This is a genomic window from Belliella pelovolcani, assembly GCF_900156785.1.
Lineage (GTDB): Bacteria > Bacteroidota > Bacteroidia > Cytophagales > Cyclobacteriaceae > Belliella > Belliella pelovolcani.
In genome coordinates, this window is record NZ_FTOP01000001.1 from 351,944 (window position 1) to 375,990 (window position 24,047).

The 24,047-nt window shown below is 39.4% G+C and carries 23 protein-coding genes and 2 tRNA genes; 15 read left to right on the top strand and 10 right to left on the bottom strand.

The genetic code is table 11. The features are described 5' to 3' along the window. Positions 1 to 132 precede the first annotated feature (132 nt). The 5 genes from BW935_RS01645 to omp85 all read left to right on the top strand — a co-directional run bounded on the left by BW935_RS01645 (position 133) and on the right by omp85 (position 4,124). Positions 133 to 205: transfer RNA gene (locus BW935_RS01645), tRNA-Gly, on the top strand. A gap of 63 nt (positions 206 to 268) precedes the next feature. Next, positions 269 to 352 (top strand) — tRNA-Leu (locus BW935_RS01650). An 85-nt stretch (positions 353 to 437) separates the two neighbouring features. Next, positions 438 to 1,130 carry a response regulator transcription factor gene (locus BW935_RS01655; protein WP_076497910.1) on the top strand — a complete coding sequence of 231 codons (693 nt, stop codon included), beginning with the start codon at positions 438 to 440 and terminating at the stop codon, positions 1,128 to 1,130. Further along, a complete protein-coding gene (locus BW935_RS01660) occupies positions 1,127 to 2,476 on the top strand; it encodes a HAMP domain-containing sensor histidine kinase (protein WP_076497913.1) in 1,350 nt (449 codons plus the stop codon). Before BW935_RS01655 ends, BW935_RS01660 begins: the two co-directional genes overlap by 4 nt. Before the next feature lie 142 nt (positions 2,477 to 2,618). Further along, positions 2,619 to 4,124: an Omp85 family outer membrane protein gene (gene omp85, locus BW935_RS01665; RefSeq protein WP_076497916.1), complete on the top strand. Its 1,506-nt coding sequence runs from the start codon at positions 2,619 to 2,621 to the stop codon at positions 4,122 to 4,124. Positions 4,125 to 4,173: 49 nt separating this feature from the next. Here the strand turns inward: omp85 and BW935_RS01670 are convergent, their stop codons facing one another. Beyond that, on the bottom strand, positions 4,174 to 4,857 hold the full coding sequence (locus tag BW935_RS01670; protein WP_076498157.1) for a carbonic anhydrase: 684 nt from the start codon (positions 4,855 to 4,857) through the stop codon (positions 4,174 to 4,176). A 181-nt stretch (positions 4,858 to 5,038) separates the two neighbouring features. Here BW935_RS01670 and BW935_RS01675 point away from each other — a divergent pair, with 181 nt between their 5' ends. From BW935_RS01675 to BW935_RS01705, 7 genes are all read left to right on the top strand, one after another. Beyond that, positions 5,039 to 5,269 carry a hypothetical protein gene (locus tag BW935_RS01675; protein WP_076497919.1) on the top strand — a complete coding sequence of 77 codons (231 nt, stop codon included), beginning with the start codon at positions 5,039 to 5,041 and terminating at the stop codon, positions 5,267 to 5,269. A gap of 154 nt (positions 5,270 to 5,423) precedes the next feature. After that, positions 5,424 to 6,407: a 6-bladed beta-propeller gene (locus tag BW935_RS01680; protein WP_245802620.1), complete on the top strand. Its 984-nt coding sequence runs from the start codon at positions 5,424 to 5,426 to the stop codon at positions 6,405 to 6,407. A 279-nt stretch (positions 6,408 to 6,686) separates the two neighbouring features. Beyond that, the gene (locus BW935_RS01685) at positions 6,687 to 7,016 is read left to right on the top strand and encodes an ArsR/SmtB family transcription factor (RefSeq protein ID WP_076497924.1); all 330 of its coding nucleotides are present in this window, start codon (positions 6,687 to 6,689) and stop codon (positions 7,014 to 7,016) included. 88 nt (positions 7,017 to 7,104) lie between these two features. Then, entirely contained in the window at positions 7,105 to 7,647 is a 543-nt protein-coding gene (locus BW935_RS01690; protein ID WP_076497926.1) for a DUF6428 family protein, read from the top strand. Positions 7,648 to 7,730: 83 nt separating this feature from the next. Then, positions 7,731 to 8,345 carry a low molecular weight phosphatase family protein gene (locus BW935_RS01695; protein WP_076497928.1) on the top strand — a complete coding sequence of 205 codons (615 nt, stop codon included), beginning with the start codon at positions 7,731 to 7,733 and terminating at the stop codon, positions 8,343 to 8,345. Positions 8,346 to 8,613: 268 nt separating this feature from the next. Next, the gene (gene arsB / locus BW935_RS01700; RefSeq protein ID WP_076497931.1) at positions 8,614 to 9,642 is read left to right on the top strand and encodes an ACR3 family arsenite efflux transporter; all 1,029 of its coding nucleotides are present in this window, start codon (positions 8,614 to 8,616) and stop codon (positions 9,640 to 9,642) included. Between the two features lie 138 nt (positions 9,643 to 9,780). After that, the gene (locus BW935_RS01705; RefSeq protein ID WP_076497934.1) at positions 9,781 to 10,911 is read left to right on the top strand and encodes an ATP-binding protein; all 1,131 of its coding nucleotides are present in this window, start codon (positions 9,781 to 9,783) and stop codon (positions 10,909 to 10,911) included. 132 nt (positions 10,912 to 11,043) lie between these two features. Here the strand turns inward: BW935_RS01705 and BW935_RS01710 are convergent, their stop codons facing one another. Next, positions 11,044 to 13,224: a TonB-dependent receptor gene (locus BW935_RS01710; RefSeq protein WP_076497936.1), complete on the bottom strand. Its 2,181-nt coding sequence runs from the start codon at positions 13,222 to 13,224 to the stop codon at positions 11,044 to 11,046. Positions 13,225 to 13,477: 253 nt separating this feature from the next. Between BW935_RS01710 and BW935_RS18265 the strand changes: the two genes are divergently transcribed. Next, complete coding sequence (locus tag BW935_RS18265) at positions 13,478 to 13,642, top strand: hypothetical protein (RefSeq protein ID WP_175606620.1); 165 nt, start codon at positions 13,478 to 13,480, stop codon at positions 13,640 to 13,642. A 151-nt stretch (positions 13,643 to 13,793) separates the two neighbouring features. Here the strand turns inward: BW935_RS18265 and BW935_RS01715 are convergent, their stop codons facing one another. From BW935_RS01715 to BW935_RS18275, 8 genes are all read right to left on the bottom strand, one after another. Continuing rightward, positions 13,794 to 14,360, bottom strand: coding sequence for a hypothetical protein (locus BW935_RS01715; protein ID WP_076497938.1), 567 nt, complete (start codon positions 14,358 to 14,360; stop codon positions 13,794 to 13,796). Between the two features lie 78 nt (positions 14,361 to 14,438). Continuing rightward, positions 14,439 to 15,854: a hypothetical protein gene (locus tag BW935_RS01720; RefSeq protein ID WP_076497940.1), complete on the bottom strand. Its 1,416-nt coding sequence runs from the start codon at positions 15,852 to 15,854 to the stop codon at positions 14,439 to 14,441. 31 nt (positions 15,855 to 15,885) lie between these two features. Next, positions 15,886 to 18,702, bottom strand: coding sequence for a TonB-dependent receptor (locus BW935_RS01725; protein WP_076497942.1), 2,817 nt, complete (start codon positions 18,700 to 18,702; stop codon positions 15,886 to 15,888). Between the two features lie 189 nt (positions 18,703 to 18,891). Further along, positions 18,892 to 19,863 (bottom strand): AAA family ATPase, encoded by a 972-nt coding sequence (locus BW935_RS01730; RefSeq protein ID WP_076497944.1) that lies wholly within the window; start codon positions 19,861 to 19,863, stop codon positions 18,892 to 18,894. 178 nt (positions 19,864 to 20,041) lie between these two features. Then, positions 20,042 to 20,290, bottom strand: coding sequence for a hypothetical protein (locus BW935_RS01735; RefSeq protein ID WP_076497946.1), 249 nt, complete (start codon positions 20,288 to 20,290; stop codon positions 20,042 to 20,044). Position 20,291: 1 nt separating this feature from the next. Continuing rightward, positions 20,292 to 20,702 carry a hypothetical protein gene (locus BW935_RS01740; protein WP_076497948.1) on the bottom strand — a complete coding sequence of 137 codons (411 nt, stop codon included), beginning with the start codon at positions 20,700 to 20,702 and terminating at the stop codon, positions 20,292 to 20,294. A gap of 33 nt (positions 20,703 to 20,735) precedes the next feature. Further along, the gene (locus BW935_RS18270) at positions 20,736 to 20,906 is read right to left on the bottom strand and encodes a hypothetical protein (RefSeq protein ID WP_175606621.1); all 171 of its coding nucleotides are present in this window, start codon (positions 20,904 to 20,906) and stop codon (positions 20,736 to 20,738) included. 427 nt (positions 20,907 to 21,333) lie between these two features. After that, entirely contained in the window at positions 21,334 to 21,510 is a 177-nt protein-coding gene (locus BW935_RS18275) for a hypothetical protein (RefSeq protein WP_175606622.1), read from the bottom strand. A gap of 186 nt (positions 21,511 to 21,696) precedes the next feature. Here BW935_RS18275 and BW935_RS01745 point away from each other — a divergent pair, with 186 nt between their 5' ends. Together BW935_RS01745 and alr are read left to right on the top strand one after the other, a co-directional pair. Continuing rightward, positions 21,697 to 22,830, top strand: a complete 1,134-nt coding sequence (locus BW935_RS01745) for an amidohydrolase (protein WP_076497950.1) — start codon at positions 21,697 to 21,699, stop codon at positions 22,828 to 22,830. A gap of 44 nt (positions 22,831 to 22,874) precedes the next feature. Continuing rightward, positions 22,875 to 24,029 carry an alanine racemase gene (alr, locus tag BW935_RS01750; RefSeq protein ID WP_076497952.1) on the top strand — a complete coding sequence of 385 codons (1,155 nt, stop codon included), beginning with the start codon at positions 22,875 to 22,877 and terminating at the stop codon, positions 24,027 to 24,029. Positions 24,030 to 24,047: the final 18 nt, after the last annotated feature.

The window sequence follows — 24,047 nt, forward strand, 5'->3', positions numbered from 1 at the left end:
TCAATCTTACAGCGAATAGAAGTAAAAATATTTGATTTTTTTTGATTCCCCCTTTTGCAAATTTAGAAAACTGCTATACCTTTGCACACACAAAAGACGAAGATACAAGATCAAAGTCTCAAAATAACAAAAGCGAAAGTAGCTCAGCTGGTAGAGCACGACCTTGCCAAGGTCGGGGTCGCGAGTTCGAATCTCGTCTTTCGCTCACAAAAGCCCTTGAATAAGGGCTTTGTTGTTTACAAGTAGCTCAGACATCCGTCAGAGTGAAGCCGGGATGGTGGAATTGGTAGACACGCAAGACTTAAAATCTTGTGGCTTCACGGCCGTGCGGGTTCGATTCCCGCTCCTGGTACATAAACCTCGTAGAAATACGAGGTTTTTTGTTTTATAATACATTTCTAATTCCAACTCCCATCGTTCTTCCTTAACTTTAAGGCATGACTGCTGCAAAAATACTTGTTATTGAAGATGATGTACGTCTTGCTTCTATCCTTCAGAGAGGTCTCGAAGAGTCAGGGATGCAGGTATTGATTGCATATGATGGCGAACTTGGACTCAAATTGTTCGAAAGCTATCACCCAGACCTCGTCATTACAGACCTTATTCTACCCAAAATTAATGGATTGGAGCTATCCAAACAGCTAAGAGCAAAATACCCTCAAGTCCCCATCATTATGCTCACTGCTTTGGGGACGACAGATGACAAAGTAGAGGGTTTCGATGCTGGAGCAGATGATTACCTGGTAAAACCATTTGATTTCAGAGAACTTTTGGCTCGGGTCAAAACATTACTTAAAAGAACTAAGGGGAAAAGTAACTATAAACAGCCAGAGACCATAGCATATGCAGATCTAAAAATAAACCTCCAGCTCAAAAAGGCCTTTAGAAAAGAGGAGGAAATTACCCTAACTCCAAAGGAATTCAATTTACTCTCTTATTTGATCCAAAACCCTGATAGAGTACTCTCAAGAGAAGAAATCGCCCAGGAGGTCTGGGGTGTCAATTTCGATACAGGTACGAACTTCATTGATGTATACATCAATTATATTCGGAAAAAAGTAGATAAACCTTTTGAAGAAAAATTGATTCACACAAGACCTGGTATGGGCTTTATTTTAACAAACCAATGAATATCCAACAAAGGATAACTTTTCTATTCACTGCAGTGTGCGCTGGGATTCTAGGCATTTTTATGCTAGTTGTATACCTCTCTGCCTCAAAAAACAGGGCAAATGAATTTTATAATATTCTAGAAAAAGAAGCCATTACCAAGGTTAATTTATTAATAGAGACACAGCTGGATTCATTCACCCTACAAACAATCTACAGGAACAATAGAAAAATCCTCTATGAGGTAGAGACAGCCATATATGATGACCAGTATAACTTGATCTACCACGATGCTGTAGACATTGATTTTGTCAAAGAGACTCCAGAGATGCTGAGTGAGATTCTCGATGCCAAGAGGATTCAATTTACTCAGGAAGATTGGCAAGTGATTGGTATAGTACATCATTCAAAAGGAATGGATTACTTGGTGACTGCTGCGGCATTTGACGGCTATGGATTTAGTAAGCTAAATAACTTACGCTCTACCATGATGATTACATTTATCATTGGTTTGGTTGTTATTTTCATGACAGGAAAATACTTCTCTAAGAATTCTCTGCTCCCACTATCCAAAATGTCTGAGGAAGCCAGAAAAATCTCTGCTAGCAACCTTGACCTTAGACTCAAAGAGGGAAATGATGAAATAGGAACCATGGCAAAAACTTTCAATGCTATGCTCGAAAGATTAGAAAAATCTTTCGAATCGCAAAAGCAATTTGTCTCCTACCTGGCCCACGAGTTCAGAACTCCATTAGCGATCATCATTGGTGAAGTAGAGCTTAGCTTATCCAAACCTCGTCAGGCAGAGGACTATCAACAAACACTTGAAACAGTCCTGAAAGATTCCAAAAAAATTGCGCAACTCTCTGAATCATTTCTCGATTTAGCCAAAGCTAGTTATGACAAAGCAGAGGTGAATTTTCAAAAAGTAAGGCTTGATGAATGTCTAATAGAAGCCAGTCAAAAATTACAAAGGAATCATGCTAACTATCGAGTTGAACTGGATCTTGACGAAAGTATCGATGAAGGAACTATTACGATCAATGGCAACAGCTACTTACTTAGCACGGCATTCAGAAACCTCCTTGAAAATGCTTGCAAATACTCAGAAAACAACTCCTGCAAAGTCCATATCACCTCAATAGATAAAAAATGTCATATCTCCTTTTCAGATCAAGGAGTAGGAATCTCAATCGATGAATTGGATGACATTTTCAAACCATTTTTTAGGGGGAGCAGTAGAGAGCTTTCAGAAGGATCAGGTATAGGCCTCTACTTGGTAGAGAAAATCATCCAACTTCACGAGGGAAAAATCTTCGTGGATTCTGAAGTTGGTAAAGGGAGTACATTCACGGTCATCTTGTAGATTCTAATAGAATTCTAATTTTTTTCTAATTGTCCTCCAATTAAGCTTTGCATTAACCAGAAGTATTTTTGTATTCTCAAATTAAAACTAAAAACACCTATTTGAGACCCGCCTTTTTTTGAATTTCATAAAACCACAAGATATGAAAAAATTAGCACTACTATACCTGCTTTTATTAGCGGGGATGGCCTCCGCGCAAGAAGCTGCAATTGGTACTAGAGATCCAGAAGCTCACAAAAACACTGACCGTTTAGCCATTCTAGACACCATCAGCTTACCCTTTGACCTGTCTGATGAAAAGAAGCTATCCCGAGAAGATATCCTCAACAAAAAGGAGGGTTTTTTTGTGACAGGCTTGCCAAGGTTTGAATTTGATCCTATCCGTGGATTTGGAGTGGGTGGAAATGTGTTTTTCTTCCAGAATAAGACTAAAGAAGATCCTTTCTTTTATTATACCCCTTACCGTTACAGCATCAACACAGAATTCTTTGTATTCGAAAATGGTAGGATCAAGGCGGCTGTAAACTTGGATGTACCCTATATCTTCAATTCAAAGTGGAGACTTCGCGCCGATGCAGTAGTCTGGGAAGACCCCAATGCCCAATATTGGGGTATAGGTCGGGAATCACTCAATAACCTGAGTTTTCAGGATAAATCAGCAGGAGCTGAAGGAGGAGTCCGACAGTTCAACAGAGTAAATGACTACGAAGAAAATCTGAAAATCGCGGTACCCGGTAATGGCGGCAGACTTCAGACGGACACTCACTACAATCAATTTATCCAAAGAGAATTGCTTTTCAATGCACTTGGTGAAAGGGTAGAAATGGGGGGAAAGCTGCGCTTAATGTTTGGATATGAGGCTTTGTTTACTGCATTTGAAGATTATACAGGCCGTATAGCTGAAGAAGCCTTTCTGCCAGATGGCACAGAAGTCGAGGCCGTTCAAAGACAGACCTTAGTCAATCAACAAATCAATGACGGGACATGGGATAGGTTTAACCTGTCTGGATTCTCCGATGGCTTCAAATTTACTTCTATGCTAGCAGCAGCATTGATTTATGACACCAGAGATTTGGAACCAGATCCTTCTAAGGGTGTTTTCTTACAGTATTCCCACGAGTATTCTGCTCCTTGGTTGGGCTCTGACTTCAACTTCAACAAGTTCATGGTGCAGGGACAGGTTATCCATACATTCCACCGATGGAAAAACAATCGAAATAGATTGACTTTCGCAGGCTTGGCGGCCTTTGGGCATATCTTCGGCCCAAATATCAACTTTATCGAAATGTGGGATCTGTCCTCACAGGCTGAAGCCGGAGGGATTTTGGTTCTTGGAGGTGGTAGGTCACTGAGAGGCTATAGAGAAGCTAGGTTTATGGCTCCTACAGTTGGCTTGGTCAACTTGGAGATGCGTGCGAGATTGTACGATTTCAATGCCTTTAATCAGCATTTTGCACTTGGGGTGACACCATTCTATGATTTTGGTACTGTATGGGAAGGATTGAGCGATGTTCAGCTCAATAATTTCAGAGGAGCTCCAGGTGTGGGAGGAAGAATCGCCTGGAACCAATCGACTGTATTACGTTTAGACTATGCCCAGAGTAGAGAGGGAGGTCAGTTCTTCTTTGGCTTTGGTCATATTTTCTAAAACTCAAAATAATTAAAAAAGAGGGAAGGCTACGGTAGCCCTCCCTCTTTTATTCTTCTAGTATAGATACTTTCCCTGTATCCACATCATATATAGCGCCGACGACTCTTAATTTCTTAGCTTCAATCAGTTCATTGACCAATGGGACTTTGTTTTTGAGTTCGTGAATGCCATGCATTATATTAGCTTCTATGGCTTTTTCATAAAAATCAGGTAAATCTCTAGAAAGTGCTTTTTCTTCCTCTTCAGCATCTATAAAATCTATGATCTTTTGGATGTATTCGGAGTAATGATGTGAATGGTCATGGTCATGATCTACAAACGCACCAATAGCACCACACTTCGTATGGCCCAATATAATGACTAAAGGAACTTCCAAATGCTCAATGGCATATTCCAAGCTTCCAATTTCATAATCTCCAACAATATTCCCGGCATTTCGAATTACGAATAAATCTCCTAAACCTTGATCAAAAATCAATTCTGGTGGCACCCTAGAATCCGAACAGCTGACTATAGCTGCCACAGGATGCTGACCTACAGAAAGATCCCTCAAGCGAGCCAATGTCTGATCTGGGTGAATGGGATGATCTTCAGAAAATCGCTCATTCCCTGCCAAGAGTACATTTAGCAGATTCTCTTTCGGAACATTCTCTAGATGCTGGTCTAACTGCTCTGATTTACAGGAAACAGCAAGAATTATCAGGAAAATGACATATATAAAGCTTCGCATACTCATTTTTTTTGAAGTAGCAAATCTCTACATTTTGATAGAAATGAATCGTGATATTAGTCACTCAAGAGTATTCAAAAATTAAAAACTTTTAAACTAATTTCTTGCTTCTTACTTACTTACTTACTTACTTACTTTAAGCATAAGTCAAATCATTTATCATTTCAATAAACATAAAACTATGCTCAAAAAATTAAAATTTATTTTAACATCAATCTTATTACTGACAAGTTTTGTATTGTTAAATACGGAAACAGTCATGGCAGATTGTAATCCAGGCCATTATTCAACGGGAAATCAAAGTTATGGTGGACCAAATGGTAGATGGGAGTTAGTTTGCGATGAGGCACATGCGGCAATTTGTTGTATTTCTCATCCTAGTGAGGAAGAGGAGGAAGAAACCTTAAATTAAATCTTTAGGATCAGATAAAAATTATCTGATCCTAATTTCATATTTTAATTTTATTATGTTAAAATCGCCGAGTATTCTTATTGTAATTGTCTTGTTATTTTCTTGCTCAATAAAAAACACTGAAGTAAATCAAGACGGAATTAAGAGAATTTCTATGGAAGCGGAATTCTCAAATACAACTAATTACTTTACTGATACATTGTTTATTCCTTTGGAATTCTGTGAAAATTGTATAATTGGCAACATTGACAAAATTTTAAAAGTAAGGGATGGATTTATAATTTCCGATAAAAACATTTCTAATGAAGTTTATAAGTTTGACGAAAGTGGAGCATTCCAATTTAAAATTGGTAATAAAGGAGATGGGTTAGGTAATTATGTATTGCCATTTGATATCAGTTTAATTCCTTCTACAAATCAGATTGCGATTTTAGATCAAAATCAAAGAAAAATTATTTTTTATTCATTGGAAAACGGAAGTTTTCTTAGAGAGCTACCTATAAATTTCCAAGCAAGATCTATCCATTTTCTTTCTCCTAGTACTATTGCAGTTCATTTTGACGGTCAATTTTCTGGAAATGAAATGGATTATTTAGCGGGTATCCTTGATTTAGAAAAAGGTGAGTTTATATACAAAGGAGTTAATGATTTCTCCAAAACAGATCAAAATAAAACTGCTGGGGATTTTTACTCTTCAGGTCATGATCTCATTTTTTCGAAGTCTTTAAATGATACGATTTACAATGTTTCTGAAAAAAAATTCACTCCTAAATATTTTATTGATTTTGGTGAGAAAAAAGTTTCAAGAGATATAAAAAATCTTCCTTTGATGGATATGCGAATGCGTATGATGCAAGAATTACCTCATTATCATAACGGTAATTTTATTGAAAATGATGATTTATTATTTTTCCTATGGTGGGGAGATGATGATTTTGAAAATCTTGCTTTTTATAATAAAGCGAACGATAAGCTTGACCTTTTAAAAGGGCGTTATCAAATAATTAAGCGACCTTTTTTTATCGATAATGAATATCTATATTCTTTTCTTACAAACTCAGACTATGAAAGCTTAAACAGCGAGCCTTTTTTTGGATTATCTGAAAATCAGGTTATTATTAAAGTTAAACTTAAATGATTAAGTTGAAATTTTATTATAGAACTCTTCGGAATTATAAACTTACCTGAATTATTATATAAAAGCTGATGAAAATGGTTTTTTTTACTTATAAAAGGCATATAGGTGGGTAAACACATACACGTGCCAATAATAGATTTTATCTAACATTTTCTTAATGAGAAAGGCCGCTTAATTTCATTATAAATTCAAGCTAATTTTTTATAGACATAAAATTTTATCGTAATATTGCGATGTAATTAAATTCATACTTCATCCTTCTAAATTCTATCTTCCACCATGGGTGTCACCAAAACAGATCTCTTCACAGAAAAGCAAAACGAACTGGCCAAAGTAGCCAAGGTTTTTGCGCATCCGGCACGTGTAGCCATCCTTGAATACCTGATCCAAGCCAACTCATGTATCAATGGAGATTTGGTTCAAGAACTGGGATTGGCGCAGGCAACCATTTCCCAGCACCTCCGTGAACTCAAGGAAATCGGGCTGATCAAAGGAAGTATAGAAGGTGTTTCAGTGAACTATTGTATTGACCCCATTCGATGGGCAGAAGTGCAAAACCTATTTCAGGACTTATTCAGCGGTTTTCCTAAGATATCGGGATGCTGTTAGGAATTGTACGAAGTACAATGTACCAAGTACCAAGTAAGGTGCAGTCTTGGTACTTTATACTTGGTACCTGGTACAAAAAATACAAACTATGAAAACAACCGAATTCACCAAAATCCTTCAAGAAAACCCTGAAAAGGCCCTTTTTTTTGAATACCAGTCTGGGCAATATGTCAGAACGGACTACCACATTACGGAAATCAAAAACGTGAACTTCGATACAGTAGACTGTGGAGGAATCCGCAACCAATGGTCAGAAGTGCATATCCAACTCTGGGAAAATGAAGTTCCTGAGCCGGATCATGCTGTGGATACAAGCAAGGCCATGAAGATCTTTGATGTAGTCAATAAGGTGAGGGAAACCTATCCCGATGCAGAGATCAAGTTCGAATATGGCAATGCTGTGTTCCCTACCGCCGTACTTCCAGTTCACAATATAAAGGATAGCGGAAATGCCCTGATCGTACAACTCACACCTGACCAAACAACTTGTAAAGCAAAAGACAGAGCTACTACTCCTGAAGAAAAAGCTGCTGCTTGTTGTGGACCTGTTTCGGAAAAGCCAAAAATCAGAGTTTCACTTGCTTCTCTCCAGTCAGCAAATAGCTGCGAACCTGGATCGGGATGCTGTTAATTTATTGTACGAAGTACAAAGTACCATGTACCAAGTAAGGTGCAGTCTTGGTACTTCGTACTTGGTACTTGGTACAATACACTATGAACTTATACCCCACTCTCAAATCCCACATCGAGCAAGCGCAGACGCTGCCGATTAGCGAAGAACGCAAAGCCGTACTTCAAGTTCTGATTGACTATGTTCAGCAGAAAGCCGATCAAAATCAGGAAATCAACCTGAATTTTATCTGTACACACAATTCCCGAAGAAGCCAGTTTTCGCAAATCTGGGGGAAAGTAGCTGCAGCCTTTTTTGGCATAGACATCAACTCCTTTTCAGGAGGTGTGGAAGTCACAGCCTTCAATGAAAGGGCGGTGGCTTCGATCAAAAGATTTGGATTCAAGGTCAGCAAAAAAGGTGATGGCAATCCCAAATACTTTGTGTTTTATTCAGAGGAAGAGGCCCCAATTGTAACCTTCAGCAAGGTATATGATGATGCCGCCAATGCTCCTGATGGATTCGCCGCTGTGATGACCTGTTCACATGCTGATGAAAATTGCCCTTTTATCCCTGGCGCTGAAGCCAGAATTCCCGTTCGCTACGAAGATCCAAAAGCATTTGACGACACCGATCAGGAAGCTGAAATGTATGATAAAAGGTCTATGCAGATTGCCTCTGAAATGCTATTCGTTTTCTCAAAAATTCATAAGAAATAAAGTAGAAATACCCCGCTGGCGAAATAAATTAGAAATATGCTTTGCGAAATATGCCTACGGCGATATAAAGTAGAAATATACTTCGTGAAATATGTTTTCGGAGAAATAAATAGAAACCTAAGCTTGAGGGAAGGTCCCGAGAGCATATAGATTCGGGATATGCTCTTCGGAGTATAGTGAAATCTTATTTCTTATATATTTCCACAATATATCTACAGTATTTCAATCATATTTCTACACTATTTCCTTTAATATCAATTGAAAAAAAATGTCTGATACTAAGAAGATCGCCTTTTTCGAAAAATATTTAACCCTATGGGTTGCCTTGTGTATAGGTGTGGGGATTCTGATCGGTCATTTGGCGGGAGATGATATCTCGGTCTTGTCGGGTTTGGAAATCTACAATGTCAACCTACCTATTGCCATTCTGATCTGGCTGATGATTTATCCCATGATGTTGCAGATTGACTTTGGAAGCATCAAAGGAGTCGGCAAAGCGCCAAAGGGATTGATCTGGACATTGGTTATCAATTGGCTGATCAAGCCTTTCACCATGGCCTTTTTCGCATGGATTTTCTTTGACCAATTGTACTCGGCTTACATCGAACCGGATATGGCCGGTGAATATATTGCAGGTGCAATCCTCTTGGGCGTGGCGCCTTGTACCGCTATGGTATTTGTTTGGTCTTACCTGACAGATGGAGATCCCAACTATACCTTGGTGCAGGTTTCTGTCAATGACCTGATCATTTTGGTAGCCTTTGTGCCATTGGTAGGTTTTCTATTGGGCATTACCAATGTGACTGTACCTTATGAAACCCTGGTGGCCTCTGTAGTGATATTTGTGGTGATTCCATTGATAGCAGGGGTCATTACCAATAAAAGCCTGATTGCCAAAAATGGAGAGGAGTGGTTTAAAAATGAATTCCTGCCCAAATTCAAACCGGTAAGCATCATTGCCTTATTACTGACCTTGATCTTGCTTTTTGCCTTCCAAGGACCCAATATCCTGAATAATCCATTGATCATCTTACTGATTGCTGTACCCTTGATTATTCAAACCTACTTTATCTTCTTCATTGCTTGGTTTGGAGGAAGGAAATTAAAGCTTAGACATGCAGTATGTGCTCCAGCTTCCATGATTGGTGCGAGTAATTTCTTTGAACTGGCTGTGGCCGTAGCCATTGCCTTGTTTGGCTTGGACAGCCCAGCTGCTTTGGTCACTGTCGTGGGTGTGCTTGTAGAAGTCCCAGTAATGCTACATTTGGTAAGTTTGGCGAATAAGTGGAGATATTAAAACTTGAGTTTATTTGAATGAAATAAATTTCAATTCTTAATTTTAGGCCAAATATTTAGAATATAATCGAAAAATTAGGCCTAATTTTTCGATTATAAATTTTTTCTTCTATATTCGAAGTGACTAAAATATACGAATATGCTAAGAAGGGATCTAATGGAAAGTATCATCAAAAGTTGCTTTCATGGAAAAATCATCCTTCTCTTTGGTGCCCGTCAAGTTGGCAAAACCACACTTTTGCAAGAATTGGTATGCCAGTTGAACCTGCCAACTTCTTGGCTAAATGCAGATGAATCCGATGTGTTCGAAGCTTTCAACAATGCCACCACTAGCACTCAACTGCTACAATTGATTGGTCAAAACAATAAATTAGTGGTCATCGATGAAGCTCAACAGATACCTGAAATTGGGAAAAAACTCAAACTGATATTTGATAGCAAAGCGGATATTCAGGTCATAGCTACAGGTTCTTCGGCATTTGAACTGCAGAACCAAACAGCAGAACCACTTACAGGAAGAAAAAAAAGCTATCATCTTTATCCCATCAGTTATAAGGAAATTGTAGCCAATAGCTCAATCTTGGAAGCCAAGCGTCTATTGGATACACGCTTGGTGTATGGCTCCTACCCAGATGTGGTTAATAATCCTGGCAGAGAAAAGGAAATATTGGTAGAAATTGCCCAAAGTTACCTTTACAAGGATGTTTTACAAGTTGATAATATTAGGAAACCAAGTCATATAGACAAATTGCTTAAAGCTTTGGCTTTCCAGGTTGGAAGTGAAGTCAGCTATCACGAACTCGCACAAACCATAGGTAACATTGATACTGCAACAGTTGAAAAATACTTAGATCTTTTGGAGAAAGCTTTCGTCATTTTCAAACTACCGGCATTCAGCAGAAATCTGAGAAATGAAATTAAAAAGGGCAAGAAATATTATTTCTATGATAATGGGATTCGAAACGTATTGATCAGCAATTTCTCCCAACCTGAAATGCGCTTGGATAAAGGCGCACTCTGGGAAAACTTCTTGATTTCAGAAAGGATGAAAATCAATAATTATCAAGGAAGGTTTGTCAACTCTTATTTTTGGAGAACACATGATAGGGCAGAGATTGATTACATTGAAGAGATTGACGGAATCCTCCATGCTTATGAATTTAAATGGAAAGAGCAAAAAGTCAGGTTTCCAGCGTCTTTTCTGACTACCTACCCTGAAAACGAAACCGTTTTGGTCAACAGATCCAATTTTGAACAATTTCTCTTATAAAAAGGAACTTTTCCAAACTTCAAAACTTTGGAAAAGTTAAATCTCTTAAAAAAAAATGCCTAATATTTCAAACGTATTCTAAAAATCAGGCCGAATATTTAGAATATAATCGAAAAATTCGGCCTGATTTTCTTATTTCAACCTCAGCTTCACTCCCCCATTGATCACAAATCCATCCAGTGGTGCATAGATTTCTCTGAAAGTTGGGGCATCGATGCTTCCTGTGAAAATGGTATCAAAACGGGTCTGACGGGCATCTAGGAAATTTTCGAAATTAATAAATACCGAAAATTTCTCCCAAATCTTCTCCGCCATAAAACCCATGATCCAATACGGTCGGCCAACAGCCCCATCACTCAACTGCTGCTCACTGAAATAATAGGATTCCCAGCCGATTTTCCACTGATCATGCACTTCGTAGAACAGCACTGAATTGATCCTATGTCGCGGAGTCAGGGGATTTTCTCTGATATCTCCATTACTCACAATTCTGGCATGGGTATAGGTATATCCCATAAACCACTTGAAATCTCCCAATTCCCATTTGATATTCGTTTCTGTACCCTTGGTATCACTGTAGCCATCAATATTCACAAACCTGAATTCATTTCCTCCAAGTGTCTCCAAGAATAATGGATTGTTGAGATATGTGTAGAAAAACAAATGGTTGACACTAAAGAAAAGCCGATCATCGAAAAGAGAAGTCTTGTAATTCAAATCCCAATTGAGTCCATAACTTTTCTCCAAAGTATTGAAATCAGCATCGATTGGCTGGATATTCTGATATTGCAACCTTTCACTTTCTTCTGTGAAAATCGTAGGAGCCTTATAGCCCAATCCTCCACCTAATCTGGAGCTGAAGTTGATGTTGGCTCGATAAAGCAAGGCAATTCTTGGCAACACTGCCCAGCCATAATCCAATACATAGTCTGTACGCAAGCCAGACTCCAGTACCCATTTTTCACTGAGATTGGTATTGTTCTGAGCAAAGGCACCGAGCGTGTTCATGGTGTAATCACGTATGGGGAAATTGCCGCCAGGCTGCTCTACAAAAGCCTCTGTCCATAGATTCCCTCCAAACACCCAGTCCGATTGCGTTCCATCCAACTGATAATTGACCTCAGTAAAGGTGGAGTGCTGCACTGCATTGAAATCATAATCTCTTGTACTTAGTCTTCTGTCGAAGTAGTTGTAACTATTTTTTACCTGTAATCTTTTGCCTTCTTCGAGCCTATGATTGAGTACAAACTGAGAACTGATCCGCTCACTTTGATTACTTTCAAAAAAGGCAAGAGGATTTTCCCTCTTTCCTCTCAAGAAATCCATGTTTCCACCGATGCGGTCTTCTACCGAAATGTTGACGCCCAGCTCAAGGTCAGTACGCGAGGATGGATAGAGAAATAGCTTTGGGTTGAAAGTAAATCGGTCAAACTTTGGGATGGCGCTCAGCCCAATGTCTGATGGGTCAAAGGGAGAGTTGGTATTGTAGGCCGCAAAAAGTGTGGTACCCACCCTGTCTTTTCGCTTGCCATAAAAGCCTGAAGCATCAAATCCCCCTGCATTGGTTCCGTTGAAGACAAAATCAAGGTTGCCCTTTTCAGTGGGTCTTTTGGAAATCAAGTTCACCAATCCGGCTATTGCCCCACCACCGTAAAGTGTGGAAGCGGAGCCTTTGATCAGTTCCACTTGCTGAAGATCAAGCGGTGGAATCTGTAATAAGCCCAAACCGCTTGCTGCTCCTGAATATAGCGGAAACCCATCTTTCAAAATCTGGGTGTACCTTCCATCCAGTCCTTGGATACGAATTGACGCATTGGCAGAGGTAGGAGAGGTGACCTGCACCTGAATACCCGTACTCTCACTCAGGAGCACCCTGATGTCTCCCGGCTTCATGTTCACTTTTTCATCCAATTCTTCCCCTGCTATGAATTCCACACGGGTGGGAATATCCTCTATCGTTCGTGAACTCCTGGTGGAAGTGATGGTGACCGTTTCCATGTGGTCGTGTTCCTCGTGTAGCAGCACGTCCATTGGCATCTTTGCGAGGTCTTCAGGTAAGTTGATGACCAGCTGCTTGCGCTCGTAACCGATCAACTGAAACCTGATGGTATATTTCCCATCAGGTAATGATGGCAAGGTTACATGGCCATTTTCATCGGAAACATCCCCTTTTCTATTTTCCAATATCAAGGCAGTCGCACCCATCAGTGCCGTGCCTTCATGCTCGTCCATGATGACGAACTTCATTTCCTGTGCAAAAGCAAAGGCGTATAGTCCCAAGCCCAAAAGGCAGGACATAAATATTTTTTTCATTGATATACTTGATCTGATTTAACATAGTACTGGCTGCTGAGGAGACTGAGCCTCAGTAGCATGGCTTTGAAACCCTTCTTTTCTATTAGGTTTACTAGGAAGCTTCCCAATGAAAATCAGGGTAAAAAAGACTTTCAGAAAAAAATCAAATCAACTGAGGGGGTTGCCATATTGAAAAACTGGTTTCCTGAAAAACCGGCATCTTAAGCAAAAATTCACTAGAAATAATCCTGTCTGGCACGATGGCTTCAAATTGAAAACGAACTTGGTAAATGAAAATAGAGCAGACCTTGCAGAAAGAAAAGGGCGGGCAGCATTGGTTCTCAGCATGCTCAGAGGCATGCTGCTCTGTATGCCCTACATGGTCGCAGATATCTTCTCCATGGACAGGAGTATACATCAAAATGCTCATGTATAAAATTAAAAGTATAGAAAAGACACTTTTCATATTATAAAAATAATCAAAAAAATAACGGTGAAAGCAAATCCTTGAATAAAAGTAAAAAGTTGCTGTACAATCTACTTCTTGCTACAAGACATTTACATTTCACCGAGTACCACCAAACTGATCATAGATTGAGTTCTGAAGTGCTAATCCATCTTCTTTGGCTGATGTCAAAGGATACTCTTGAATCAGGAAATTCTATGTATTCTTCATCTCCCGAATTTTGTGGATAATAAGGGCTCAAATCTTTACCCTGTACCATCAAATCAAAAAGGAACATCCCTTTTTCTAACATTTCTTCTTCCTCAAACTTCCAAGTTCTAAATACCTCTTCATAATACTCAAGTGCTCCATCTGAATTTCTTTTCATTTTTACACCTATGGCAACTTTCTTAACTTTCAAAGAAGGAGCAATTCTACTGGCCATAAAAAATTCATATTCTCCCTCCTGATGGTAGGCTTCCACTGTATAATCAAGTGCAAGATTGCTGTAGTATTCATCAAAAACAAGATCAAATTTGTTGTCATGAGTTCCCTTTTTAGGCAAATGACCCATGTACCTGATCACAGACAGCATAACCTGATGTTGTTCTTGCGCGCTCAGATGCTTATCTGCTTTATACTTGTTAGAGGCAGTACAACTCGCCATCAGCAATATGGCTAGTACAAATATTTGGATAGCATATTTCATTTTCCTTGCAGTTTTAGAAAAAAGACTTGCCCCTTGCACATAGCAAAAGACAAGTCTTAGGTTTAATCGGTTGTGTGATTATTGTTGTTTGTAAACTTTGTTCAATGGAGCAAACTCAGCCCATCCATCTGTCCAATCTGTAGATCCAAATGCACCAATATATGGAACATTTTTATCGAAATAAGTGGATCTACCTGCTTCAGAGAATTTAGGGTCATCAAACTTAGCTCCTGTGGCCAAAGTACCATTAGCTAAAAGGGTGAAGTTTGGATTATTTGGATAAGTTGATACAGTATATCTTGCGAAGAAATTTTCAGGTCTCAAACCATAGGTTCTATAGAAATCCTCCCAAGGACCATCAGCAGCGGGCAGGGAAACTGTAGTATTTTTTGCTTCCCAGATTGATTGTACATCAGCTACTGCTGCACCACCACCTGCTGCATAGTTTGCATTTGGATTGATAATGATGTTGTTGGCAAGAACACCTGTTCCAGCATTGTATTGATCTGTTACTGATTGCGTATTGAATCTTACCCCTGTTGGGAAACCAGTAAATACAGAGTTGAAAATCGAAACAGCTGTTCTTCTTCTCAAGTCAATCGCATGAAAATTATTGCCCGAAATCGATCTGCCTACTCTGTCTCTTGGTCCGTAAACAGTTACGTTTGAAAATGTTCCAGTAGTATATGGTTGTACATCGTTGTCATTTGGCCCGTTGTCACATTCAAATGCGTTGGATTGAGATTGATCTGCATAAAATGGATTTCTTACTACAAGAGCCCACTGAACATTACCAGAATATCCATAATCCACATCCAAATCATCATCCCAAGTAGAGTGAGAAATTAGATATCTAGCATCCACATTTCCACCAAACCACTCAAAACCATCATCTCCACCGAAGGAAACCATCAAATGCTCCATGAAAGTACCTTTACCTACACCAGCCATGGTAATGGAGTTGGTCTCGTTATTTGGTGTCAATTCGATTCCTGCATATTCTACTCTCAAATACTCATACTCACCTGAGCTATCATTGTCATCAGTTCCACCAAAAATCAAGACCGGATCAATCCCTTCTACAGCTGGATCTACTTGGTTTGTTCTAGCTCTACCTGCGATTACCAATCCTCCCCAGTCTGATCTATCTCTTTCACCTTCGGCTTGAGCAGATGTCATGATAATCGGATTTTCTTTTGTACCTCTTGCGATCAATTTACCCCCTCGATCAACGATCAAAGTGCCTTTGGATCTTTTTTCCCCATAAATCACTGTACCTGGCTGTATGGTTACAGTCTGGCCACTTCTTACAAAAACCTGACCTTGCAACAAATATTGTTTGTCGGCAGTCAAAGTTTGAGTGGACAAATTACCCGATAAAGCTACCAATTCGTCCTCTGGCTCAGGAGTTACAATTGGTTCTGGATCCTCGCTACAAGCAAAGGAGAACGCTAACAAAGCGGCAATTGCGGCAAATTTTAGATTCTTTTTCATTTTAATTGATATTAGATAAAGTTTAGTGTGTTTATTTTATTCTGTAAGTCAGTGAACCTGTGAAAAGCGTACCTCTTCTCCAGAGATACATAGGATCATCGATTGAAGTATCTATTTTTCTATCAAAATTGGAATCCTGATAGAATCTATACTGGAAGTTCAAGAGATCCTGAATACCAAACTTGAAGGTTGTCCTGTCCCTGAATGTCTTGGACACGGTCAAGTCAATGGTATGTCTTGGTAATTCGTAGATTTCAGGATTATTTGCATTTCCCGCAACAAAAATTCTAGGACCAGTTACATTGTAAGCAATACTCGCCTGTAGGTCAGTGACTGGATTGATGTAATACATTGCTGCATTTATCATATAAGGAGATTGACCTTGAAGGGCTCTTCTACTATCTTGGAAAGCAACATCATCACCTAGAAACACCTCCGACCATATCAATGATGCATTGACATTGAAGGATAGATCTCTTATGAAAGGGGTAGAGCTTATAGTGGAAAGTGCCTTTCTTCCTTCTACTTCTAGCCCATAGACCGTCGCATCGATGGCATTGGCATAAGTAAACTGCAATTGCTCAGTAACATTCTGCTGTACAGTCTCAATAGGTTTATCAAAAAACTTATAAAATGCTCCAATGCTAAAGGTCTCTCCTTCATTAGGATAGATTTCATAACGGAGGTCGATGTTATCTATTCTAGCCATCTGGAGATTTGGGTTTCCAAAGAAGCCAGCTAAGTACTCAAAACTGTAATACAAGAAAGGAGCAAACTCTCTAAACTCAGGTCTATTGAGTGTCCTGCCGTATCCAGCTCTGATCAAAGACTTTTTATTGAAGTTATAATCTACATTGAGAGAAGGTAGAATGGCTAGTTCTCTATTGTTAACCCTTACTGGTCCTAGGTCATTTTGAGAATCGAGTTGCTGATTGCTATATTCTGTTCTCAAACCACCTGAGAAATTAAACTCTCGAATAGGAAATACCCCTCCTACATATCCAGCAGAGATGAAAGTAGAAGCATCATAATTATCTGTTCGCCTGGTTCCTTCTTGGATCAACCATCCATCACCAGTCCTATAATTTTCTGGAGCAAAAGCTTGATCAATTGGAAGTCTAATCAAAGCTTCCTTAGACTGCACATCATGAAATCCTGGGTAGTAAGTAGTAATATAACGCGCATCAAAATTTCTGGCTTTGTAATCTACTAAGTAACCTGCCCTTAGAATTCGAGGCCTGTCTTTTTCTTCACCTTTGAATTTCCTTTCGTAATTAAGGCCTTGACTTAAACCATAGTCTTTCAAATAGCCATAGTATCTACCCAAATCCTGTGGGCTTGATGCTGGTGGATCGATGATAACAAATTGTCCTTCAGAGCCCTCTTGACTAAAAAACGTTCTTAATCTTCTGAAATCAGGCTCTTCATGATACATATAATTACCACCTAAAACCCAGTTCAACTTTGTTTTTTCTTCATTAAAAAGGTGAGTACCTTCCAATTGTCCTGTATAGATAAGTTTGGATTCATATCTAAATGCATAATCCCTAGCACCCTCAGTACGCTGCACAAAATCCTTCCCCTCTCTGAGCACCGTTTCATTGAGACCTGATTGGTTAAATAGATTTCTAAATTCAATTTTATTGTCTGGATTAAGTCTCAACATCCAGTTTGACATTACTCCAATTTCATTGGTTTTTGTAAAAAAATCGTCAAAGTACTCATCTCTCTTTTCGGTAGGCTGGCCTGGTACGGGGAAAAAATATCTATTCCTTTCCGCTTGAAAATATTGGAAAGACTGACCATAGCTCATGCTCGTAATGGTTGATAGTCTTTTTCCTCCTAACAGCCTCCAAGTTTTGCCAAATGCCAAACCTGTACTGAAATCTGGTAATGCTGTTGAAGTCTCTACACTATAATTATTATCTAACATCCTACCAGCCTCGGCTCTTAGAGGTGAGCCTCCCCCAGCATTCAAAAGTTGATCAGTGGTAGGAAACCCTGCAGGAAGATCTCTTGATGTATCAAACCCTAACCAATCGGTTTTTGATCCACGAGTTTGCTTGTAATCTTGCAGGGTAGTATTCTGCCTATATCCTGCACCCATGCCAAAAGTGATGAAATCTTCATCAGGAGCATTCTTGGTAAAAACCTTTACCATTCCACCAGCAAAATCTCCAGGTACTTCTGGTGATGGTGACTTGTAAATCAACATCCTATCCAAGCTCTCACTAGGAATCAAATCAAAAGAAAAAGTACGCTTATCAACCTGAGTACTAGGAGCTAAGGCGTTATTAATCATCACCACATTGTAGCGATCATCCACGCCTCTTACTCTGACAAATTTATTATCAACAATGCTCACACCTGAGACACGCTTCATAACTTGCGCAGCATTGCCGTCTTGAGACAGTTTGATCTGATCTGCAGAAATCCCACTGACTACTTGAAGGGATTTCCTTATTTCAGAAACTACAGCGACATTGGAACCAGATTCTCTGGTAGCAACTACTACCACTTCACCTAGGTCGCCGAAATCTTCTTCAAGAAGCACGTCAAAAACGGTAGCTTTTTCACTAACTACCTGCACATCTTCGTATTGTACTGTTTTGTAAGAAATAAAAGATACGATAACCGTATAATTTCCCGGCTCAACTCTAGAGATCTCAAAATCCCCATCCAAGCCAGTAGCTACCCCATAACCTGTATTTTCGAGCCGAACATTGGCTCCTATGATAGTCTCTCCAGTCTTGGAGTCTTTGACCACACCTCTGATAGATCCAGATTGAGCGACAGCATACCCAATTGTGATCAGTGTGATAAGTAATGTAAATGTGTACTTTTTCATACGATAGAAAACACTTGTAAACGAACGCCACAAATGTCACTATCCAATATGAATTGACAGGGTAGAGAAAATTAAGAATTAATGAATTTCATACCTATAAAAGAATAGCCGACATCACAATTTTTTCATATTGCAATGACGGCTATGGTATTACAAACAACTCCAAATAAGAAATTACTGAAATTTAGCTTATTTGAATGTTACGTTTTTGTTAATCGGTATTTTATCCAGAATAATACGTATCAGATCACGAGTATTGATGTTGTCAGCTTCGGCCTCATAATTCAAGATAATTCTATGGTTCAAGACATCTTCAGCGACCTCTTTGATATCCTCTGGTAGCACATAATCCCTACCATCCATAAAGGCTGCCGCACGAGCTGCTAGGTTGAGGTTGATACTTGCCCTAGGTGATACACCAAACTGAATGTATTTCGCTTCTTCCTTCAACCCATATTTCTCTGGGAACCTAGTCGCAAATACCAATTCTATAATATAGTTTTCCAAAGGTTCTGCAATTTGCACCTCATTGATTTTGGCACGAATAGCAAAAATATCTTCCTTGGAAAGAATCGCATTTACTTCTGATGCAAAAGACATATTGGCCATACGGCGCATTACTTCAAGTTCATCTGACTTGGATGGATAGTCTATATGCACCTTCATCATAAACCTATCCACCTGTGCTTCTGGCAATGGATAAGTCCCTTCTTGATCTACAGGGTTTTGGGTAGCCAATACTAGGAAAGGCCTATCCAATTGGTAAGTTGTCTCACCTATGGTAACCTGCTTTTCCTGCATGGCTTCTAATAGAGCCGACTGAACCTTGGCAGGGGAGCGGTTCACTTCATCCGCTAAAATGATATTTGAAAAAATCGGTCCTTTCTTTACTTCAAAGTTTGATTCTTGCTGGTTGTAAATCATCGTACCTATCAAATCTGACGGTAACAAATCAGGTGTAAACTGAATTCTTTTGAAATCCAAGTGCAAGACTTTTGCGAGCGTGTTTACCGTCAAGGTTTTCGCCAAACCCGGCACACCTTCCAATAAAATATGACCATTGGTAAATAAGCCGATCAAAAGTCTGTTGACCATTCTATCCTGACCAACGACTATCTTTTTGACTTCATCTATGACCTGCTTGATTTTTTCCTGATGCATGGAATATGTTTGTTTAAATTCTTTCTTATCAATTAACTCCCTAAAGCAACGAAAAGTCCCCATTGATCTTGTCTTTGGAAGGACAGAAAGTGTTAATTGATGCTTTTTGGGAAAAGTGTTGGCTAAATTAGAACAAATTCAGCTTTCTGCAAAAATGTAAGTGATAAGTGGAGGCAGATCACTCTGATAAGCGCTGAATGCGAAAGTAAAGATCATTATCAGCATCATAATCCCAGCCTTCCAAGCGCATCATTTTGGTAACCAGATCTTCTACTTCATCATCCTTTAGACTCGGAAATATGGCTTTTGTAGAATCAAATCGGAGCTGAAACTCCACATCAAAAAGCGCCGCAGAGCGATACTCCTCCAGACTTGGCTTCTGATTGATCGATCGTCTCTTTGGTTGATTAGGCTCTAAAGAATACATACTAGGGCTTATCTTTCAGGTATTGATTAGCAGCATTGGCAATCGCCATTTTAGCTTTACTGATTTGTCGAGCCGCAAGTGCCAGATCTATATTCAGTGTATTTTCTAATGCTTGATTTTTAATCCAAGTATCAGGATCTTGATCTCGAAGTGAAGCTAGTACTTCTGTATGAGTCACGATGACATTAGAAGGGCAATTGATTACCTGTGCGATTTCTTCTTCACTGAGTACAGCTTGGTATGTTTCACAAATCATTTTTGGACTGTAGATGTAGCCAAATTCGAACGAATCATCCGCCCAAAGGAGTTTGCCTGTAAAAGCATCTTGATAGATCGCTCTTCCTTTGCCTTGATTGATGGCCTGAGAAAGCATCTTCGACTTGACCAATGAAAAATGCTTGAAGACTTCCATACAAATAGCGTTATGGGATTGACTGTTGCTCAATTAAGCTTCCTTATTTTGATTGAACTTGCTAAAAAAAATAGCTTCCGTCAGCTCAATCGCCTTATCAGCAATCACATTCACAAAACTGAAATAGGGCTGTGGCTTATCCTCTACAGAAATGTGATTCTCTAAGCTTTGGATATTTTCTTCTTGTTGTAAGGTTTGATTCATAGTATGAAATTGTAATTGACTCCAGGAATAATACCTATTTGATTTAAAAACTACCTTGTCTCAATTTCAAAAGTAAAACAATAGCCGTTCAGTTTTTTAGTCAATTCATATCCGCAGGGTTTGACTTCATATCCGTAGGGTTTTTGACAAAATCCGCAATTTAGCGACGGTGTTCTCGCAGAGGAAAGCAAAGGGGCAGAGCTTGCTGAGGAGGGTGGAAGGAGTTGAAGAAAGCTACATGAAAACACCTTATATTGATAAAAGGCAGGAAGCACTAAAAACTAAATTTCTTAAAGTTTGTGGATTTTAACGCGCCTCATTGATTTACAAGGTCATTACAAAATTGTCAAGTAAAATAAGCACCAAAAAAACCTCCAAGAATTTAATCTCGAAGGCTTAAAAGTTAAAATATCTTTGGGTATGAAAATTAACTTCCACAACCAATACAATCGATATGGCTGTCCATGGGTTTGACACCTTTGAGTTGCATTTCTAAATTATGAATCTGATCACGGGTGTCCATATCCTGAAACATGTCCCCGGTCAAGGATCCTTTCAGTTCTTCGATTTTCTTCTCCAATGAAGTTTGCTGTTCTGTAGTCATGATTTATTTGGTTTTAAGTGGTAAGCACCTTACAAAATAAAAAAGTTCTATAAAATTTTCAGCCTCTTGATGCTCAGAATTATAAAAAAACCAATTCATTTCTGTACGCCGGAACAATCCCCGCATAAATTTTGTCAATCTATTAGGTATTCTACAATTTTGATTTTTAACAACAGCTATTTTCTTATGGATCAAAAGTCCTTCCTAAAACTCAAAAATCTCCGTCATACACTCCACCAATACCCCGAAGTATCAGGTGAAGAAAAACAAACTGCCGAGCGTATTTTAGATTTCTTCGAACCACTACAGCCTGATCAAGTAATCAGAAATATCGGAGGACATGGGTTAGCATTTATTTTTGAAGGGAAGGAAAAAGGCCCCACTTCACTCTTCCGCTGTGAACTTGATGCCTTGCCAATTTTAGAAAAAAACAACATCAAACATCAATCCACAATCCCAGGCAAAGCACATCTCTGTGGACATGATGGTCATATGGCAATTATCTCAGGATTGGGTTTATTCCTACATCAGCAGAGACCACAAAAGGGACGCGTCATTTTACTTTTTCAGCCAGCAGAAGAGACTGGCCTAGGAGCAGCAGCCGTAATCGAAGATGCCAAATTCAAAAAAATCAAACCCGATTATGCCTTTGCCCTTCACAACTTGCCAGGCTACGAACAGCATCAAATCATCATCAAAAAAGGCACTTTCACGGCCGCATCCGCAGGCTTGATCGTCAAGCTCAAGGGTGAAAACTCACATGCTGCCCATCCAGAAGCTGGAAATAGCCCCGCAGAAGCCATGTCCAAAATCATCGTGGCACTTCAAAAACTTCCTGATGCCATGAAGAAATTTAGTCTGATTACGGTTATCCATGCCAGATTGGGCGAAGTAGCCTTTGGTACCACGCCTGCTGATGCGACCATCATGGCTACCTTAAGGGCTTTTGAAAATGACACACAAGTCCTCCTTCAACAGTATGCAGAAAAGCTCTGCACCCAGATTGCCAAAGAGTATGGCCTTGAGATCAGTTTTGAATATACAGAGGAGTTTGCGGCCAGTCACAATGATGTAGATGCTTGGGAGTTTGGTAATGAAGCTGCCAAAAAGCTGAAGCTCAAAACCAAACACATCCGCTTACCTTTCAGGTGGTCTGAAGATTTTGGGCTATTTTCTATTCATACCAAGACGCTCCTTTTTGGGCTTGGTTCAGGAAAAAATCACCCCCAACTACATGAAAATGATTACGACTTCCCAGATAACATCATTCCTACGGGAGTGAAAATGTTCGAGGAAATCATCGATCAAATTCATCATTAAGCTTCTGATCAATCAATTTTAAAATTTATTCTAGCATCCCTTTCATGAATCATACTTCATACATAGAAATCAGTAAATCAGCCTACAAAAAAAATATTCAATTTCTCCGGCAGGAAGTAGACGAGCAGACGACAATCTCTGCGGTAGTCAAAGGCAATGCATATGGACATGGCATAGAACATATAGTCCCCATTGCAGAAGCAGCTGGAGTGAGACATTTCAGTACTTTTTCAGCTGACGAAGCTCTTCGGGTCTTTGAGGCCAGCAGCAAAAAGTCAGAAATAATGATCATGGGGATGTTGGAAAATAGTGATTTGGAGGAGTTGATCAGAAAGGGTATTAGTTTTTTTGTATTTGAGTTTGACCGGTTAGAAAAGACCATACAAGCTGCTAAATCTACGGGAATCAAAGCCAAAATACACATTGAAGTAGAGACTGGCTTTCACAGAACTGGCTTTGAATGGGCTGAAAGAGAAAAGCTCCTTGAAATTCTACGGGAAAATGAATCGCATTTATATTTGGCTGGACTTTGTACGCATTATGCAGGAGCTGAGAGTGTCAGCAACTATGTGCGTGTAAGGGAACAAATCAAAAAATACCATCAATTCAAAGATTGGTTTACTGAGAAAGGTATGTCATTCGAGAGATACCATACCGCATGCTCTGCAGCGACTTTTAGCTATCCCGAAACAATTATGGATATGGTCAGGATTGGAATTGCTTCCTATGGGTTTTGGCCAACCATGGAAACTTACATGTATAAGTTCAAAAGTCTACCAGAAAACAACAAAAACCCTCTCAAAAGATTGATTTCTTGGAAAAGTAGCATCATGAGTTTGAAAAAAGTCAAGATGGGAGATTTTATAGGCTATGGCTCTAGCTACATGGCTCCAAGAGATATGACCATTGCTCTGGTTCCAATTGGCTATTCCCACGGCTATAGCCGGTTGTTGAGCAACCAGGGTAAGGTGCTGATCGCAGGGAAAATCGTCTCTGTGGTAGGCACTGTCACCATGAATAGTATAGCTGTAGACATCACAGACTTAAAGAATGTCAAAAAAGGAGATGAAGTAGTTTTGATCGGTAAGCAAAAGAAAAACGAAATCACAGTTGCCTCCTTTGGTGAGTCTACCCAGCAAGTGAATTATGAATTACTCACCAGACTACCCATGGATATTCCCAGGAAAGTTGTCAAGTAAATAAAGATGAAAGAGCTG